The organism is Streptomyces sp. NPDC006602 (genome assembly GCF_042870385.1).
Classification (GTDB): Bacteria; Actinomycetota; Actinomycetes; order Streptomycetales; family Streptomycetaceae; genus Streptomyces.
On the sequence record NZ_JBIAHG010000005.1, the window covers coordinates 144,026 to 161,716 of the forward strand.

A 17,691-nucleotide genomic window follows, 5' to 3' on the forward strand; every position below is an offset into this window, starting at 1 on the left:
CGCACGGTATCCGGGACCGCTGTGCGCCGCCCCGGTTTCGTCACAGAGGAGGCTGTGCGGGCGCGGGCCCGAGGGTGGTGGTGCCCGGGGCCGTACGGTGTCCGAGCCCCGTCCGGTAGGCGTCCAGCGCGGCCTCCACCCGGCCGCCGCGGCGCAGCAGGTCGCCCAGCAGCCGGCACAGGTCGGCCAGGTCACCGACCGCGCCCGCCCGCTCCAGCAGGCTCAGGGCGCGTACGTAGTGCTCCTCGGCGGCCTCGGTGTCCCGGGCGTCCTCGGCGATGATGCCGAGGAGGCGGTGGGCGGCGGCGGAATGCAGGGCGCCGCGTTCGGCGGTGAAGTCGCTGAGCACGCCGTGCAGCAGGGCGGCGGCCTCCTCGGACTTGCCGCGCCGGTGCAGTACGTCGGCCAGCTCGACGGCGACCTGGCTGGAGTAGAGGGCTGCCCGCTTGGCCGAGAGCATCGCGAGGGCCTCCCGCAACTCGGCCTCGGCGCGCTTCAGTTCGCCGTTCTGCGCGTACACGTAGCCGCGCATCCAGTGGCAGTTGGCGAGTTCGGTACGGAGCTGGAGTTGCCGGTACAGCTCGGCCGCCTTGGCGAGCGAGGCGTCGGCCTCGGCGATACGGCCCTCGGCGAGCAGGGTGCGGGCGACCGAACGGTGCATCCGGGCCACCAGGGCCGGGTCGCCGACCTGGGGTGCCAGGGCGAGGGCGAGTTCGGCGGCCTGGGCGGCGCGGGCGTGGGCGCCCATGTCCATGTACGGGCCGATGACGCCGGCGTAGAGGAGGACCAGCGCATCGGGGTCGTGCAGGCCGCCGCGGTTGAGCTCGTCGAGGGTGGACTCCACCAGGTAGACCGCATACCGGAGTTCACCGCCCAGGTAGTGGGAGACGGCTCGGCCCCGGATCGCCGGGACGCGGGCGGGCAGGGGGGCGCCCGCACGGGCGAGCGCCTCCTCGGCCCGCTCGAAGTACAGCCGGGCGGCCGCCAGGTCGCCGGTGTCGATGCCGGACTCGCCGAGTCCGAGCAGGGCGTCGGCCTGCTCACCCACCAGCCCGTGCGCCTCCGCCTGGGCGAGGACCGCCGCGAACTCCTCGGCCGCGGCCTCGGCGGCGCCGGTCGCCAACGTGCGCTGGGCATCGGTCAGTCGCAGCCGCAGCTCGGTCACCAGACGGGCCGGACGCCCGGTCGCCAGCTCCTCGAAGCCGACGCCGAGCCGCTCGGCGAGATGCCTGAGCGCGTCGTCGGAGGGGCGGACGCGGCCGGCCTCCAAGGTGGATATGTAGGCGGGCGTGTACGCCGGTTCGGCCACCTGTCTCTGGGTCAGCCCGCGGCCGATGCGCAGTTGCTGCACCCTGCGTCCGATGGTCACCGGGTCGTCGCGCTCCGACATGCCCAACTCCCCTGGTCCTCTTGCCGTTCGAGTCCGCCAGCCCCTAGGTTAAACGGCGTATTAACCATGCTTAATACGCCGCTGCTTCTGTTTGTTTTCGTTGCCGTTGTCGGCGCGGTTGTCGGTGTGGTTGTTCGTGTTGCCGTTCGAGTTCCTGTTGTTGCTGGTCCTGTCGCCGCTGCGAGGTTGTCGTGCTTGATCGCACCAGCGCCACCGAGCGTTACGCCAGGGGCATCGTCGCCGCCGTCGTGGCGATCGCCGCCCTGGTACTCGCGGCGAACGCGGGCCCGGCGAGGGCGACGGAGCCCCGGCCCGCGCGGCACGCCACACAGCTCACGGACTCCGCGGCCCCCGTCGGCCGCTGGACACAACCCGGCTGACAGGTCGTCGCTCACAGGTCGTCGAGCAGGCTCGTCACCGAGCCGTTCTCGAAGATCTCCCGGATCGCGTAAGCGATCACGGGGGCGATGGACAGCACCTCCACCTTGGCCAGGCCCGTCGCGGCGGCCGTCGGCAGGGTGTCGGTGAACACGAAGCGGCTGACCCGCGAGTTCTTCAGCCGGTCCACCGCCGGGCCGGACAGGATGCCGTGCGTGGCCGCCACGATCACGTCCTCGGCGCCGCTGTCGTACAGCGCGTCGGCCGCCGCGCAGATCGTGCCCGCAGTGTCGACCATGTCGTCGACCAGCACGCACACCCGGCCCTCGACCTCACCCACCACCTCGTGCACGCTGACCTGGTGGGCCACGTCCTTGTCCCGCTTCTTGTGGACGATCGCCAGCGGGGTGCCCAGCCGGTCGCACCACCGGTCCGCGACCCGCACCCGGCCCGCGTCCGGCGACACCACCGTCAGCCGCTGATGGTCGCTCCCCGCGGCGATGTGGTCGGCGAGCGTCGGCAGCGCGAACAGATGGTCCATCGGACCGTCGAAGAACCCCGCGATCTGGTCGGTGTGCAGGTCGACGGTGATGATCCGGTCCGCGCCCGCGGACGCCAGCAGGTCCGCGAGCAGCCGCGCCGAGATCGGCTCGCGGCCCTTGTGCTTCTTGTCCTGGCGCGAGTAGCCGTAGAACGGGGCGACGACGGTGATGCTGCGGGCGGAGGCCCGCTTCAACGCGTCGATCATGATGAGCTGTTCCATGATCCACGTGTTGATGGGCGCGGTGTGGGACTGGATGACGAAGCAGTCCGCGCCCCGCACCGACTCCTCGTAACGGACGTAGATCTCCCCGTTGGCGAAGTCCCGGGCCTGCGTGGGCACCAGGCGCGCGCCCAGCTCCGCGGCGACCTTCCCGGCCAGCTCCGGGTGGGCACGGCCGGCGAAGAGGAGCAGGGTGCGCTCGTTGGTGCGGTCGGCCCTCACTGAGCGAGGACGGGGTAGTCGGTGTAGCCGCGGTGGTCGCCGCCGTAGAACGCCGACTCGTCGGCCTCGTTGAAGGGGCCGCCGGCCGCGATGCGGGCGGGGAGGTCGGGGTTGGCGAGGAACAGCGCGCCCAGCGACACGGCGTCCGCCAGGCCCTCGTCCAGCACCTCCTGCGCGGACTTGGCCGTGGCCGGGAAGGAGTCGGGAGCGGCGTGCGGGTTCAGCACCAGATTGCCCCGCCACAGGTCGCGCACGGCCCGGGTCACCGGGCGGGTCACGATCTCGCACACCTCCAGGAACGCGAGTTCCGGCAGGGCCGGGACGAGGGCCGCGTAGAGGCCCTCGGTGTCGCCCTCGGCGATGTCGTTGTAGGTGTTGCCGGGCGAGACGCGCATGCTGGTGCGCTCGTTGCCGATCGCGGCGACGACGGCCTCGGTGACCTCGACGGCGAAGCGGATGCGGTGCGCGAGCGAGCCGCCGTAGGCGTCGGTGCGGTGGTTGGTGTTCTCGGCGAGGAACTGGTGCAGCAGGAAGCCGTTGCCCGCGTGGATCTCCACCCCGTCGAAGCCGGCCTCGACGGCGTTACGGGCGGCCGTCGCGAAGTCCCGCACCGTCTCGGCGATTTCGTCGACGGTCAGCTCGTGCGGCACCGGGTAGTCCTGCATGCCGCCCGGGGTGAAGCACTGGCCGGCCGCGGCGACGGGCGAGGGCGCGACGGAGGTGTGGGCGCTGTCGTAGAGCGACGGGTGACCGATCCGGCCGGCGTGCATCAGCTGGACCACGATCCGGCCGCCCTCGGCGTGCACGGCGTCGGTGACCGCGCGCCAGGACGCGACCTGCTCGGGGTGGTGCAGGCCGGGCGTGTTGAGGAAGCCCTGGCCGACCTGGGAGGGCTGCACGCCCTCGGTGATGATGAGGCCGGCGGAGGCGCGCTGGGCGTAGTACTCGGCCATCAGCTCGGTGGCGCCGCCGCACGGCTTGGCCCGGTTGCGGGTCATCGGCGCCATCACCAGCCGTTTGGCCAGCGGGATCTTGCCGAAGGTCACGGAGTCGAACAGCGAGGTCATGCGGGTTTCTCCCTGGGGATGAGGAATGGTCAGGAACGGTCGGCAAGGTGCCGGGCGTACGCGGCGGCCATCCGGCCGCCCACCTCGGCGGTGGAGATCAGGACGGCCATGTTGGCCTGTGCGGTACGGCCGCCGGTGGCCCGGTCGACCGCGTGCATCAGGTACTTGGTGAGGCCCTGGCCGGTGACGCCGTCCCGCTCCGCCTGTGCGAGCGCGTCGGCGATCGCGGCCTCCGCCTCGGCGGCGTCGACGGCGTCCTCGGCGTGGGGCGGGGTGGTGATGACGAAGGAGCCGGGGTGGCCGGCGGCCCAGTGCAGGGCGACGGACTTCGCGATCAGGTCCTCGTCGTCGATACGGTGCGGGGACTTCACGCCGCTGGAGGCGCAGTAGAACGCGGGGAAGTCGTCGGAGCCGTGGGAGACGACCGGGACGCACTGCGTCTCCAGGTACTCCATGGTCAGCTTCAGGTCGAGGATCATCTTCGCCCCGGCGCAGACAACCGCGACCTTCGAGCGGGTCAGCTGGATCAGGTCCGAGGAGACGTCCATGGTGGTCTCGGCGCCCCGGTGCACCCCGCCCAGCCCCGCGGAGGAGAAGAACGGGATCCCGGCGAGCTCGGCCGCCACCAGCGAGGAGGCGACGGTGGTCGCGCCCTGGCCGCCGCCGGCCAGCACGATCGGCAGGTCCCGGCTGGACACCTTGGGAATGCCGGTCTCGGACGCGAACCGCTCGATGTCCCGCTCGGTCATGCCGACCCGGATGGCGCCGTCCTCGACACAGATCGTCGCCGGCACCGAGCCGCCCTTGCGGACGGCGGCCTCCACCCGGTGGGCGGTCTCGGCGTTGTGCGGGTACTTCAGGCCGTGCGTGATGACGTTGGACTCCAGCGCGACGACCGGACGGCCCTCGTGCAGGGCCTCGCGGACCTCTTCGGTGAAGACGAGAGGGATCGTGCTCATGACCTTCCTTCGGTCGGGACGGGCTCGGAGTAGTTCGGCTGCTTCCACAACAGGTGGGCGCGCTTCTCGAGTTCGGGTACGTGCACCTCGGCGACCCAGCGGGACCGCTCCACCGCCTCCACGGCGATCGACACCGCGCCCGGCTCGCAGCCGAAGCCCTTCGTGATCGTCTCGGTCAGGGCCGCCACCAGGTCCGCCTTCTCGGCGTCGGTGAAGGTGCGCGGCCAGTGCCTGATGCTGACGTGCGGCATCGCACGGCTCCCTTCCGGGGTTCCGGGGACCTCGCCCCCGTGGCGGGGGATGTGCACGGGGGCGAGGAGTGTGCGGACGTGACGGTTACTGACGATGCGTCACATCGTGGATGGCAGCGACGAGTTCACCGACGCCGTGCTCCTTCAGCACGGCGTAGTGGTCGCCCTCCAGCTCGACGATCCCCGGCGGTGCGGCGGAGTAGCCGGAGCTGTCCTCCACGAAGGAGTAGTCGTCGCCCCGCGCCTTGAAGATCGTGACGGGCGCCTCGATGCGGCGCTCACGCAGTTCGCGGAAGCTGTACTCGAACTCGTAGGTCTCCGTGACGATCCGGGTGATCCGGCGGATCGTTTCCGCACCGAGCTGGGGCAGCAAACCGGCCACATACCCGACGAAGGAGTCCTCGTCGACCGCCCGGGCGAGGCACTCCTGGAGCTCCGGCCCGTGGATCGTGCCCGTGAACACGGAGAACAGGATGGTCACATAGGCGGGGTTGGCGTACGAGGCCTCGCGCCCCCACTGACGGCCGTCCTCGGTGCGCACCCGCGGGTTGCCGGGGCAGATCAGCAGCAGCCGCTCGACCTTCTCGCCGAACTGCTCCAACTGCCAGGCCGCTTCGAACGCCACCCGCGCGCCGAACGAGTAGCCCCACAGCGTGTACGGCCCGGAGGGCTGCGTGCGCCGGATCTCGGCCACGTCGGCCATCGCCATCTCGCGGATCGTGCCGTACGGCAGCTCGCCCGGGTTGATGCCGTGCGCCTGGACGCCGTAGAAGGCGCGGCCGGGGGCGGCCTCGCGGCCGAGCAGGCGCAGGTTCATCGGGTAGCCGCCGAGGCCCGGCCAGCAGAACACCGGGCGGTCACCGGATCCGCCGCCGTGCAGCGGAACGAGGCGGGAGACACGGCCCGGCGCGCCCTCGTCGACGCGGGCGGCGAGGTCGGCCAGCTTCGGGGACTCGAAGACGATCTGGAGCGGCAGGGTGACGCCGAATTCCCGGTTGATCCGGTTGACCAGGGCCACCGCGTGCAGAGAGTTGCCGCCGGAGGCGAAGAACTCGTCCTGGGTGGAGACGTCCTCGTACTTCAGCGTGCGGCCCCACTCGCCGGCCAGCCAGCGCTCGGTGGCGGTCTCGGGTTCCACGTACTCGGCCGACGTACGGGCCTGCGCGATCTCCGGCAGCCGGGCGGCGGCCTTGGGGTCGATCTTGCCGTTGGCGGTCAGCGGCAGCTCGTTCACCACCAGCACCCGGGCGGGGATCATGTAGTCCGGCAAGAACCGCGTGAGGTCGTCGCGGACCATCTCCGCCGGGCCCTTGGTGTGCACCGCGTCCTCGTCCATGCCTTCGTGCGCGGCCTGCTCGTCGCTGATCCGGCCGCCGACGAAGAAGTACGAGGCGGGCGCGGCCGGTTCGCCGGCCGCGGCCAGCAGGTCGTCCAGGCGGCGCGAGGCGGGCAGCGGATGGCCGGACCTGGAGGAGTAGCCGGAGGACATGAGGCCGATGCCGGGCCGCCGCTGGAGATGGTGCAGCGTGGTGCCGAGGACGACGTAGTGCAGCCAGTCGGCGTCGGTGCGGGCCACCGCGCTGACGCCGAACGCGGCCCGCTCGTACACGCCCTGGTTGATCGCGATGACGTGCCGCTTCTCGACGACGTCGGAGCCCATTGGCTCCAACTCCCCGCCCCGGTACCGATACAGACCGGCGGCCAGCCCTTGTACGCGCTCGTCGTGGGCCTGCACGTACAGGTCCACCTGCTCCGGCCGGACGCGCCCGTCGTTCCGGGTGACGGCGAAGGTGCCCAGGTACAGGTCCTCGTCGGCCACGTCGAGCCGGTCCTTGACCGACGGTTCGAAGCCGTACGGCTCGATGGTCAGGCCGTGGGCGGGCAGGACCTCCTCGAACACACCGACCATGTGGCCGGCCTCGAACTCCAGCACCTCGGCGATGTTGTTCTTGTACACAGGCTCGATCGCCCGCCGCTTGCCCAGGAAGTGGACCCGCAGGCCGTGCGCGGGGAAGCCGTCGGACACCTCCCCGAGGCGGACGAGGGTGTGGTCGACCGGGTGGTGGTAGTACAGGCCCGCCGCCAGCCCGGGCAGCCCGCTCGCCTCCAGGTACATCTGCGTGGCGTACAGGGCGCCCGGGGAGGCGTAGGCGTACTTCGGCAGCAGCCGCTCCTCGCTGCGGAACGGACCGAACCAGCGCAGGATCTCGCCCAGTGCGGGCACCGACAGGTCGCCGACGGGCCGGGCGTACGACGACACCGGGGACGGTGAGAGCAGGCCGAGGACGTCGGTGGCGGTGACCGGGCCGCCGTCGTAGAAGCGGTACGTCTTGCGGGCGAACGCCTCCCGCCGCTGGGCCGCGGAGGCCTCCCGGCCGGGCAGCTCGACCGTTTCGCGGCCCGCGAGCTCCTCCGGTTCGCGCAGGCCCGGGTTGGACAGCTGGGCCCTGACCTGGAGCTTGGACGCCTTGGACTGGTGGTGGGCGGCGTCGCCGCGGCCCTGGTCCATGACGGCGGCGGTGCGCTCGTTCAACTCCACCGCGGCGACCAGGGCCTTGCTCCCGGTGCGAGGATCGTCGGTGACGACGGCCGCGGCCCGCCGTACCCACTGGTGCTCCTCGATCCGCGAGGCCACCTCCTCCAGCTCGACGCGGTAGCCGCGCAGCTTGACCTGGTTGTCGGTACGGCCCATGAACTGGATCGTGCCGTCCGGGTTCCACTGGCACAGGTCGCCCGTACGGTACAGCCGCTCCGTCGGGTTGAACGGCGAGGTGACGAACCGCGCCGCCGTCTGCTCGGGCAGGCCGATGTAGCCGCGTGCGACCTGGGCGCCGCCGAGGAAGAGCTCACCGCTCTCGCCGATGTCCACCGGCTGGCGGTTCTCGTCGAGGATGTAGCAGGTGACGTTGTCGGCCGGGGTGCCGATCGGCACGATCCCGGAGGGCGCCTCGCCCAGGGTGTCGGGGTCGATCCAGTGCGAGGTGGCGTTGATCGTCGTCTCGGTCGGCCCGTACAGGTTGACCACCGACACCCCGGGCAGCGCCGCGAACAGGTCCTTGGCGAGGGTGCGGGTCAGGGCCTCGCCGCCGGAGAAGACCCGCGTCAACGAGGAGCAGGCGCCGAGCTGTTCGGTGTCGACGAGGGCCTGGAGCAGGGTCGGCACCGCCTGCAGGGCGGTCACCCGGTGCTCGCAGATCGTCCTGACGATCGCCTCGGGGTCCCGGAAGATGCCGGGTGCGCCCATCACGACCCTGGCGCCGGTGACCGGCGCCAGGATCTCCCACTGGGCCGCATCGAAGCTCATCGGCGTCTTCTGCAGGATCGACACCTCGGGGCCCAGGTGACCGAAGTTGGCCAGCCACTGCATCTGGGACACGATGCTGCGCTGCTCGATCATCACGCCCTTGGGCCGGCCGGTGCTGCCCGAGGTGTAGATGACGTACGCGAGGTGGTGGCCGCGGTTCTGCGGCAGCGGAACGGGTGGCAGGTCGGGGACGTCGGAGGCGGTGACGACGGTGGTGCCCTCCGGAACCAGGCGCAGGGCGCGCTCGCGCAGGTGGTCCTGGGTGACGACGACCCGGGCTCCGGAGTCCTCGACCATGAATCTCAGCCGGTCCTCCGGATAGTCCGGGGACAGCGGCAGATAGGCGGCGCCGGCGGTGAGGATGCCCCACACGCCGGTCATCAGCTCGGCGGACGGCTCGGTGAACAGGCCGACGCAACTGTCCGGTTCGACGCCGAGCCGGACCAGATGGGTGCCGAGCCGGCGGGCGGCCGCGTCCAGCCCGCCGAAGGTGAGGTGACCGCTCTCCCCGGAGGCCTGCGGCAGGGTGACGGCGATGTCGTCGTACCGCAGGCGGGCCTGGTGGGCAAGGAGATCGGGCAGCGAGACGCCCATGTGGGACACGCCGGGTATCGGCGCACGGGTGCTCATGACGGTGTTTCCCCCCGGAAAAGTACGCCCTGTTCAGGGCGGTGACATGCGGATGCTCACGCAGGTACGGCCGTGTGTACGTACGGCCGCGTGCGTACGATGTTTCAGACGCGGGCGTCGTCCGCGACCCGGCTACGGGTCGGGCCCTCGGCCGCCGCCGGTGACGCGGGCTTCTTTCCGCGTGGCTGGGCGAGGACGACGGCTCCCACGACGGCCGCGGCGCCGAGGAGTTGCAGCGGGCGCAGCGACTGGTCGAGGAAGAGGTAGCCGAGGATCGTCGCGCACAGCGGCGAGGCGAACGACAGGAACGAGGCCGCCAGCGCGGGCAGCCGGGACAGGCCGCGGAACCACAGGACATAGGCGACGAGGGCGCCGATGATGCCGAGGTAGGCGAAGCCGCCGACGTTGCCCCAGGTCACATGGTCCGGCAGCGGTTCGCCGGCCAGCGTGATCGGCAGCAGGAACAGGCCGCCCACGGTGAGCTGCCAGCCGGTGAACGTCAGCAGCGTGACGCCCTCGGGGCGGCCCCACCGCTTGGTCAGCACGATGCCGGCGGCCATGGACAGCGCGCCCAGCAGACCGGCCACCACGCCGATGCCGTCCAGGCCCGCGTGCGGCTGAAGGACGAGCAGGGCGACGCCGGCCGCGGCGATCAGGCAGGAGGCCACGTGCACGGGCTTGATGCGGTCCCCCAGCAGCACCGCACCCATCAGCAGCACGATCATCGGCTGGACCGACATGACAAGGGCGGCCACGCCACCTGGAAGGTGGTAGGCGGCCAGGAACAGGAAGTAGAAGAACGCGCCGATGTTGAGGACACCGAGCACGATCGCCCGCCACCACCAGCCGCCCTTCGGCAGGACCCGGGTGGCGGCCAGCAGGATCAGGCCGGCCGGCAGCGCCCGTACGGTCGAGGCCAGCAGGGGCCGGTCGGGCGGCAGGAACTCGGTGGTCACCAGGTAGGTGGAGCCCCATACGGCGGGGGCGAGGGCGGTGATCGCGGAGGTGGTCGCGAGGCGTTGGCCGGTCATGTCCGGGCTCCGGAGTCGGTGGTGCCGAAGAACCGGTCGCCGAAGTCGCCGATGCCCGGAACCATGAACGCGTTCTCGTTCATCCGGTCCTCGATGGCACTGGTGACGATCCGCACGCGCGGCCGCTCGGTGGCGACGCGACGCAGGCCCTCGGGCGACGACAGAAAATTGATCATGATGATGCGTTCCTCGCGCACCCCCGCCTCCAGCAGGACGTCGACGGCGGCGAGCGCGGATCCCGCGGTGGCCAGCATCGGCTCGAGCAGCAGTACGTGCCGCTCGGCGATGTCGGCGGGCAGGTGCCGGTAGTAGAGGTGGGGCTGCTTGGTCTGCTTGTCGCGCTGGATCAGGATCTTGCCGATCCGGACGCCGGGCAGCAGGTCGCGCAGCTCGCCCTCCATGGCCTCGCCGGCCCGGATCACGGACACGCCGCACAGCTCGGCGGCGAACTCCAGGCCGTGGTAGGTGGTGCCGACCGGAGTGGTGACCTCCTTCTTGGTGAAGGGGAGCAGGTCCATTCCGGTCTCCAGCAGGAGGCGGATGATGCGGCGGGAGTAGAAGACGAAGTCCTGGCGGGCGCAGTCCCGGTCGCGGATGATCGTGTGCATCGCGCGGAGCTGGTCGGTCTGCGGAAGGGGGTGGACGTTGTGGCCGGTGGTCACGACGGGATCTCCTCGGTCAGCCGGGGTGTGGAGCGGACGAGGCAGCGGGGCGGCCGGGCTGTCCCCGGACCGGCCGCCCCTGCCGCGGGCCGGCGGTCAGGCGATCTCGTCGAAGGCGCGGCGCGCCTCGGTGACGAACTTCGCGACCTTGACCCGGTCCTTGCGTCCGTCGGGGCCCTCCAGGCCGGTGTGGGCGTCCACGGCGGCGGGGCGGACCGTGCGGATCGCGTCGCCGACGTTCTCCGGGTTCAGGCCGCCCGCCATCATCAGCGGCTTCGGGGAGCGGCGGACCAGCTCGGCCGACACGCTCCAGTCGTGGGTGAGGCCGGTGGCGCCCTTGGCGCCGGTCTTCGGGTCGAACGTGTCGGTGATGTACATGTCGACGTACGGGTGCGTCTCGTCGACCAGCTTCAGCAGCTCGTCGGCGTTGTCCTCCTTGACCACCAGGGACTTCAGGACGAACAGCTCCGGACGGATCTCCTTGAGTCGGCGCAGTTCCTCCGTCGCCACGTCACCGTGCAGCTGTACGGCCACGACACCGAGCTCGCGGCAGAACTCGCTGACCTCCTCGGCGTCGGTGAGGTAGCTGATGAGGACGCCGGCGTGCGGGGCTTCGAGGCCCTTGATGATGACGGCGGCGTCCTGCTCGGGAATGTCGTCCTTGCCGGACGGCAGCCGCAGGGCGAAACCGATCCAGTCCGCGCCCTCCCCGATGACCATGTCGGCTTCGGCGGCGTCGATGATGCCGGCGACCTGGACGAGCTTGTTCACAGTGGTCATGAAGACCATCCCCCCGTTGAAAGAACCTGCTGGTGAAGTTGTTCGACGTGCTTGATTGAATGGCGAACGTGTTCTCGCGGAGCGCCTCAGCGGCCGTACGACTCGCTGAAGCAGGTCAGCGCACGGTCCCGGCGGCCCGGGTGGAGCCGGGTCTCGGCCGGGTAGCCCAGTGGCATGAGCAGGGCGATGTGCACGTCGTCGCGTCCGTCGACGCCGATGGCCTTCTTGACGTCCTCCTCGTCCCAGCCGTTCATCGGGCTGGTGGCGAGGCCGGCCGCCTGCGCGGCGATCATCAGGAACGAGGCGGCGATCATGGCGTCCTTGACCGCGTACTCGCGCTCGAGGCCACGCCGGCTCGGGTCCTCGTAGAAGGCACGGGCGTCGTCGGGCGAGGCGGCGGCGAACCTGCCGGACCAGGCACCACCCTCCAGGGCCGTCTCCCAGATGTCCCCGCGGTCCTCGCACCAGGCGGCGGACTCGGCGACGAACACCAGCATGACCGGCGCTTCCTGGGGATGCGGCTGGCCTCCGGTGGCCCGGGTGAGGGCCTGACGCCCCTCCTCGCCCGCCACGACCACGATCGAGCGAGCCTGGAGGTTGAAGCTGGACGGCGCTTCCAGGGCCAGGTCGGTCAGCTCGCGCAGCAGCGGGGCGGGGACCGGGTCCGGCCGGTAGTGGCGGACACTGCGGCGCGTGCGGATGACCCGCGCCACGGTGGAATGATCTGCCTCGGCGGTCGTCACGATCCAGCCTTTCGACGTCGAACTATCTGACATCGAGAAGCTAAGCAGTACGCTAGAACTTAGTCAAACGGTTTGACATCGAATCAATGAAGGGGAGGTGACCGTCATGCGCGACTCCGTCGACGATTTCCTCGACCAATGGGCCGTCCTGCGCACGGACCTTGACCTCGACGCCATGGGTACCGTCGGGCGCATCATGCGGCTCTCACGGCTCGTCGGCGCCGGCCTCAAGGACTACTTCGCCGAACACGGCATGGAGACCTGGGAGTTCGACGTACTCGCCACCCTGCGCCGGAGCAACAGGCCGCTCACCGCGAAGGAGCTGGCCGCCGGCGTCATGATCGGCTCCGCCGCCCTGACCAACCGCGTGGACCGTCTCGTCGCCCAGGGCCTCGTCACCCGCGAGGCCGTACCCGGCGACCGCCGCAGCCTTCACATCGCCCTCACGGAAGAGGGCGTCGCCCGGGTCGACGAGGTGGTCGAGGGCCATGTGAGCAACCAGCGCAAGCTGCTGTCGGGGCTGGGGGTGGAGGACAGCGAGCAGTTCAACGGGCTGTTGCGTACGTTGCTCGTCTCACTGGGAGATACGCGCTGAGCACCGCCGGCGGCACCGCCGCTTGTTGCGTTGCCGTCGGTGTACCGAATGGACCGAAGGGGCTTAGGGGGGATCATGGTGCGGCATCTGGGGCCGTTGGAGCTGGTTGGGGACCGGTGGGTCATCGGGGATCCGAAGCGCAAGGACGGCTCTTGCGTGGTGCTCACGGCCGGAGGACTGGAGCACCACAAGCGCGGAGTGCCAGAACCCCTGGCCGTCGTCCCGTGGGGCAAGTTCGTGAGTGTGGGGGTGCGAGCCACCCATTGGGCGTGGCAGGCCACCCGTACCGCGGGTGTCCTTGACGGGCTCGGGGGCAGTCACATGGGGGCCGGCCGCAGCGGCTGTTCCGTGAGTGGGCTCCTTCGCCATCCGTACGAGGGCTGGTCGGTGAACTACACCCACCACGAACGCCTCTACACGGCCGCCCACGTCACCGTCGTTGCAGACCTGTTCAAGAAGATGTCCGACGCGAAGGCGCTGCGCCGCCTCGGTGACCCGGAGTGGCTGGGCGCGGCGGTCGACCGACTGGCGCCGCTGCCTGCGCGGTGGGCCCCCTCGATGGGCCGCCAGGTGAACGCGATCATCGAGGACCTCGGCACCTGACGGTCCGACACCCCCGGTGTGGACGCTTCCGGCGGCCGCCGGCCGGTGTCTAGTCCGGCAGCGCCTTGCGCAGCGCCTCGTCCAGGCCTTGCGCGAGCTGCGCGTCGGTCGGCGGACGGGCGCCGAAGAGGGCTCCGAGCTGGGCGGTGAACGTCTGCGTGAACGCGCCGTACAGCGGGGTGCGGGGGCGCTGGACGGCGGCCCGGAGCGCCGGGAGGAGGATGCGGCGGGCGTAGGCGGGGCGGCCGGCATCGTCGCGCGGCATGCGGTCGGCGCGCTCGCCGGTGGGGGAGGGCGAAGGGCTTCCGGCGGCAAGGGGGCACTTCACCGTGGCGCTGCCGTACGCCGATGCCCGCGTCGCCGCGAACCCCGCGTCCAGCAGGCAGCGTTCGCTCTCCTCGCCGGTGAGGAAACCGATCAGCTCGGCCGCCTTGCCCGCCCGCTGGGACGCGGCGGTCACCGCGAGGTTCTGGCCGCCGAGCACCGCCCGGCCGGGCAGCGGGGCCACGCCGAGCTGTTCGTCGGTGAAGGTCTGGTGCAGCGTGCGGTAGGCGTAGGGCCAGTGGCGCAGGAAGGCGGTGCGACCGGCGGCGAAGTCGGCGAGGGAGGCGTCCTCGTCGGAGTGGACGGCGTCCTGGAGGGTGTACAGCGGACCGGTGCGCTGACGGAGTTCGGCGATGCCCTCCGTCAACTGCTCGACGGTGGCGACGTAGTGGCCCTCGGCGTCGGTGAGGGGGAGGTCCGGCGTCGCGGACGCGAACGCCTCCACCGCGTTGACCGTGCGGCCCTCGTAGGGGGCGAGCTGGGTGGTCCAGCCCTGCTCGTAGCCCTTGGGCGGTTGGTTCTCCAGCGACTGGATGATCTCCTGGAGCCGCGCCCGGTCGACGCCCGTGCTCAGGTCGGTCCGCTGGATGCCCGCCGCGCGCAGGTGGTCGCGGCGGTAGTAGAGGAGGCCGACGTCGCTGTTGAACGGCACCGCGTACACCTTGCCGTCCCAACGGGCCGTGCCCGCCACCGACTTGATGACGTCACTGTCCAGCACGGCGTCGGGCAGGCGACGCACGAGGCCGGCGGCGGCGAACTCCGGTACCCAGGTGACGTCGAGGTTGACGACGTCGTAGGTTGCGCTGCCGGACTGGAGGGCGCCGAGGAGCTGGCTGCGCTGCTCGTCGGCGCTGCCCGGCAGTTCGACCAGGCGGGCGCGGTAGCCGGTGCCGGCCTTCTCCTGCTGCCGGTTCCAGGCGTCGATGAGCTGCTGCCGGATACCGTTCTTGCCGGTGACGTCCCTCCCGCTGGCGACGACGATGTCACCGGGCACGTCGGCGGCGGGCGTCGCGGGTTCCCCGGCGCGGCCGCCGGTGCACGCCGTCACGGCCGTGACCAGGAGCACGGTCAGGAGGGCCGCGAGGCGCGCCCAGGTGCCGCGGCCGGCCATCGGGTGTCCGGTGCGGCGGCGTCCCGCCCGCTGTCCCGTGCCGCGCCGGGCCGTCGGCCGCGCGACGCTGCCGCGGCCCAGCAGTCGTGCGGTGCGGCGGCGTCCCGCCCGCACCCCCACCCCGCGCCCGGCCATCAGTCCTCCCCCGTCCCCGCGCGCGCGACCTCGTCGGTCAGACCCGCCCCGAGGTTCTCGCCGGCGTCCAGGCAGCGGCCGCCGCTCGCGGTGGAGATGCGGGCGGCCGGTCTGCCGGGGTCGCAGCCGCCGGTCGCCAGGGACACCATGGCCACCGGCACCCTGGTTGCCCGCGCGCGGGCCAACACGTCGTCGAGATTCGTGCCGGTGAGCCGGTTGTCGTCCTCGCCGTCGGTGATGTGGACCAGGAGACGGGGGCGTTCGGCCGGGCCGCGGGCGGCGAGGTCGTCCAGCGCGGCGAGCAGGGTCGCGTGCGGGTCGGCCTCGGCGTCCCGCACGCGGGCCGAGTCGACGGCGCGTTCGGCGTCCTTGCGGGGGTGGCGGCCGAAGGGGAGCAGGGTCTCGTACGGGCGCTCGTCGCCGGACGTCCCCGACATCATCCACACACCGTACTCGTCCCTGCTCCCGAGCCCGCCCAGGGACTGCTTGAGCAGGCCGGGCCCGCCGCTGGGACCTTCCCAGAGCGAGGCCATCGAGCCCGAGCCGTCCAGCAGGAACAGGACGCGGCCGGGGCCGTGCGCGGCGCGGTAGTCGGTGAGTGCCGTCTCCATCTCGTCCCGTCCGGCGGTCTCCTTGAGCGGCGAGGGCTCCCACAGCGTCCCGGCGGGGACCTGGCCCTCGGCGTCCAGCAGGGGACGCTTGCCGCTCGCCGAACGGAAGCCGTCCCGGGCGAACGCGGCCCGCCCGTCCTCAGTGCTGAGCCACTGCCGGAAGTCCTCGGCCGCCGCGTCCCGCGCCGCCTCGTCCCGGTCGGCGTCCTGCCAGCGGACCCGCACGAACGTGGGCTCCAGCCCGGGTACGTCGCCGGGGTAGTGGGCGACCCGAGGCGTCCGGGTCGCCCGGTCGCAGCCGACGCCGCTGCGCAGCAGGAACTCGGGGACGAGGGCGGCGGTGCGGTTGTCCACGGTGTCGTCGTCGGGCAGCGTGCACAGCAGGTCGGCGGCCGTGGGCGAGGGCGGTCCCGGCTGGGCGACCCTCTGTTCCGCACCGCCCGGGTCGGCCCCGGTGCCGTACAGGCCGATCGTGGCGAGCAGCGCCGACGCCGCGAACTCCGGGTCGGGACGGCGCACTCGGGCATCCGCGTCACGTTCGCGCAGGGCGGTGATCATTCGGCTCAGCGAGGGGCCGGCCAGTTCGCCCAGGAACCCGGCGGCGAGGTTCTTCGGTACGGCGAGCACGACCGGGGAGTACACGAGCGGCTCCTCGTCGGGGTCCAGGCGGGCCACGGCGTCCGTGTCCTGGGCGTCCGCGACCCGGGCGGCCTCGGCGGGGGTGGCGGGGATCCAGATGTCCGGCTGCGGGCCGACGTCCCGCTGCGGGTTGGTGTGCTCGTCCCGGGGCTCCTGCCAGGCGTCCGACTGCCCGCCGAGCGCGGTGACCGCGTCGGCGGAACCGGCGCTGTAGACCGTGATGCCACTGCGCCGGCAGCCGTCGCCGGTGGTGTTTTCGTCCGACTTCAGGTAGGCCGCCGCCGCCGCGCTCACCGTCGGTTCGAGGTCGGGGTCGGTCAGAACGCGCAGTTCGAGCGGCGGCCCGCAGGAGGCGTGGCCGCCGGTGACGCTGACGATGCCGTAGGAGCCGATGCCCAGGCCGGCGAGGACGAGAGCGAGGACGAGGACGACGCGGGCGGCGGAGCGTCCGGTGGGGCGGTCGGCGGGGCGGCCGGGGCGACGGTCCGTGCGGCGCGCGCGGCGGTAGGCGTCGGTGAGGGCGGTGGCGCCGGAGCGCAGGAGAGCGCGGAGGGGGAGGAGGACGGCAGCGGCCGTACGGACGGCAGACGGACGCCGACGCTGGCCGGACGGCCCACCCGAACCCCGCCGCTCCCCGGGCCGCCCAAGCGCGCCCCTCCGCTCTCCGGGCTGTCCGGGCTGTCCGGATGCACCCCGATGCTCGCCGGAGGGCCACGGTCCCGCCCCGCCCATCGCCCACCGGACCGACAGAGGCGACCGAGCGGACAGCAGGACGTCCTCACCCGGCTCCGTTCTGCTCTGCGGTTCCCACGGCTCCCCGCGCACCGTCTTGTGCCCCGCCGCCGCCATCCGGTCCCGCAGCCGGTCCGCAAGCTCCTGGAAGCTCAACTCCTCGTCCTGCTCAAGTAGTTGTACGAGCTCCCCGGTGAACGGCGTCGGCGCCGCACCGTTCCCCGCGTCGGTGCGATGGTTGGCCTGCACGCTCATCAGCAGCAGCACGCGCCGCTTGTCGCGGAAGGTCTCCCAGATCCACGCGGCGTTGCCCGCGAAGCAGCAGTCGAGGACGACCACGATCCGCTCGGCCGGACCGGCGGCGAGCACGGTCAGGGCGGTGGTGAACATCTCCGCGCCGGGGAAGACGGCGTGCCCGCCCGCGACCACGCTCGCGTTGCGCATCTGCAGGAACAGCTCGTCGCCCGCGCTCGGGATGGCACCGTGCCCCGTGAAGTACAGGAGCAGCAGCCCCTCGACCTCCCCGGCGGTCCTGCGCAGGGCGTGGTCGAAGTCGTCGAGGGACGGCGAGCGGGCCACGGTGATCTCGTGCTCGCCGAAGACCCGGCCCCGCAAAAGCGCGTCCCGGAGCCGGTTCAGGTTGTGCTTGACGGCGGGGAGGTCGCCGGGCACGCCGTGCGGCGGCTCCGTGAGGTCGTACTCGGAGACCCCCACCAGCAGCGCCCGGTTCACCCGCCCACGCGGGTCGAAGCGGGTCACCG

General features: G+C 71.9%; 15 protein-coding genes. 3 read left to right on the plus strand and 12 right to left on the minus strand.

Annotation, left to right across the window (positions count from 1 at the left end; translation table 11 throughout):
- Nucleotides 1-40 precede the first annotated feature (40 nt).
- A complete protein-coding gene (locus ACFYO2_RS15755; protein ID WP_388348866.1) occupies nucleotides 41-1,390 on the minus strand; it encodes a tetratricopeptide repeat protein in 1,350 nt (449 codons plus the stop codon).
- 191 nt (nucleotides 1,391-1,581) lie between these two features.
- On the opposite strand from ACFYO2_RS15755, the gene ACFYO2_RS15760 reads away from it, so the two are divergent.
- Complete coding sequence (locus tag ACFYO2_RS15760) at nucleotides 1,582-1,770, plus strand: hypothetical protein (RefSeq protein WP_388348868.1); 189 nt, start codon at nucleotides 1,582-1,584, stop codon at nucleotides 1,768-1,770.
- Between the two features lie 11 nt (nucleotides 1,771-1,781).
- Here the strand turns inward: ACFYO2_RS15760 and ACFYO2_RS15765 are convergent, their stop codons facing one another.
- The 9 genes from ACFYO2_RS15765 to ACFYO2_RS15805 all read right to left on the minus strand — a co-directional run bounded on the left by ACFYO2_RS15765 (nucleotide 1,782) and on the right by ACFYO2_RS15805 (nucleotide 12,180).
- Entirely contained in the window at nucleotides 1,782-2,753 is a 972-nt protein-coding gene (locus tag ACFYO2_RS15765) for a ribose-phosphate diphosphokinase (protein WP_388348870.1), read from the minus strand.
- Nucleotides 2,750-3,820, minus strand: a complete 1,071-nt coding sequence (locus ACFYO2_RS15770) for an alkene reductase (RefSeq protein ID WP_388348872.1) — start codon at nucleotides 3,818-3,820, stop codon at nucleotides 2,750-2,752. Before ACFYO2_RS15770 ends, ACFYO2_RS15765 begins: the two co-directional genes overlap by 4 nt.
- Nucleotides 3,821-3,849: 29 nt before the next feature.
- A complete protein-coding gene (locus tag ACFYO2_RS15775; RefSeq protein WP_388348874.1) occupies nucleotides 3,850-4,779 on the minus strand; it encodes a pseudouridine-5'-phosphate glycosidase in 930 nt (309 codons plus the stop codon).
- A complete protein-coding gene (locus ACFYO2_RS15780) occupies nucleotides 4,776-5,030 on the minus strand; it encodes a tautomerase family protein (protein ID WP_388348876.1) in 255 nt (84 codons plus the stop codon). Before ACFYO2_RS15780 ends, ACFYO2_RS15775 begins: the two co-directional genes overlap by 4 nt.
- An 85-nt stretch (nucleotides 5,031-5,115) precedes the next feature.
- Entirely contained in the window at nucleotides 5,116-8,964 is a 3,849-nt protein-coding gene (locus ACFYO2_RS15785; RefSeq protein WP_388348878.1) for an amino acid adenylation domain-containing protein, read from the minus strand.
- A gap of 104 nt (nucleotides 8,965-9,068) precedes the next feature.
- Entirely contained in the window at nucleotides 9,069-9,995 is a 927-nt protein-coding gene (locus ACFYO2_RS15790; RefSeq protein ID WP_388348880.1) for an EamA family transporter, read from the minus strand.
- Nucleotides 9,992-10,657 carry a uracil phosphoribosyltransferase gene (gene upp, locus ACFYO2_RS15795; RefSeq protein WP_388348882.1) on the minus strand — a complete coding sequence of 222 codons (666 nt, stop codon included), beginning with the start codon at nucleotides 10,655-10,657 and terminating at the stop codon, nucleotides 9,992-9,994. The genes ACFYO2_RS15790 and upp overlap by 4 nt, the downstream gene beginning before the upstream one ends.
- Before the next feature lie 96 nt (nucleotides 10,658-10,753).
- Nucleotides 10,754-11,437 (minus strand): phosphoribosylanthranilate isomerase, encoded by a 684-nt coding sequence (locus ACFYO2_RS15800; RefSeq protein ID WP_388348884.1) that lies wholly within the window; start codon nucleotides 11,435-11,437, stop codon nucleotides 10,754-10,756.
- Nucleotides 11,438-11,523: 86 nt separating this feature from the next.
- Nucleotides 11,524-12,180: a nitroreductase family protein gene (locus ACFYO2_RS15805; RefSeq protein ID WP_388348886.1), complete on the minus strand. Its 657-nt coding sequence runs from the start codon at nucleotides 12,178-12,180 to the stop codon at nucleotides 11,524-11,526.
- 106 nt (nucleotides 12,181-12,286) lie between these two features.
- Between ACFYO2_RS15805 and ACFYO2_RS15810 the strand changes: the two genes are divergently transcribed.
- Both ACFYO2_RS15810 and ACFYO2_RS15815 read left to right on the plus strand, forming a co-directional pair.
- Nucleotides 12,287-12,775, plus strand: a complete 489-nt coding sequence (locus ACFYO2_RS15810; protein ID WP_388348888.1) for a MarR family winged helix-turn-helix transcriptional regulator — start codon at nucleotides 12,287-12,289, stop codon at nucleotides 12,773-12,775.
- 75 nt (nucleotides 12,776-12,850) lie between these two features.
- A complete protein-coding gene (locus ACFYO2_RS15815; RefSeq protein WP_388348890.1) occupies nucleotides 12,851-13,378 on the plus strand; it encodes a hypothetical protein in 528 nt (175 codons plus the stop codon).
- Nucleotides 13,379-13,427: 49 nt separating this feature from the next.
- On the opposite strand, the gene ACFYO2_RS15820 is transcribed toward ACFYO2_RS15815, so the two are convergent.
- Together ACFYO2_RS15820 and ACFYO2_RS15825 are read right to left on the minus strand one after the other, a co-directional pair.
- Entirely contained in the window at nucleotides 13,428-14,813 is a 1,386-nt protein-coding gene (locus tag ACFYO2_RS15820; RefSeq protein ID WP_388349598.1) for an extracellular solute-binding protein, read from the minus strand.
- Between the two features lie 134 nt (nucleotides 14,814-14,947).
- The gene (locus ACFYO2_RS15825; RefSeq protein WP_388348892.1) at nucleotides 14,948-17,689 is read right to left on the minus strand and encodes a substrate-binding domain-containing protein; all 2,742 of its coding nucleotides are present in this window, start codon (nucleotides 17,687-17,689) and stop codon (nucleotides 14,948-14,950) included.
- Between the last annotated feature and the right edge of the window lie 2 nt (nucleotides 17,690-17,691).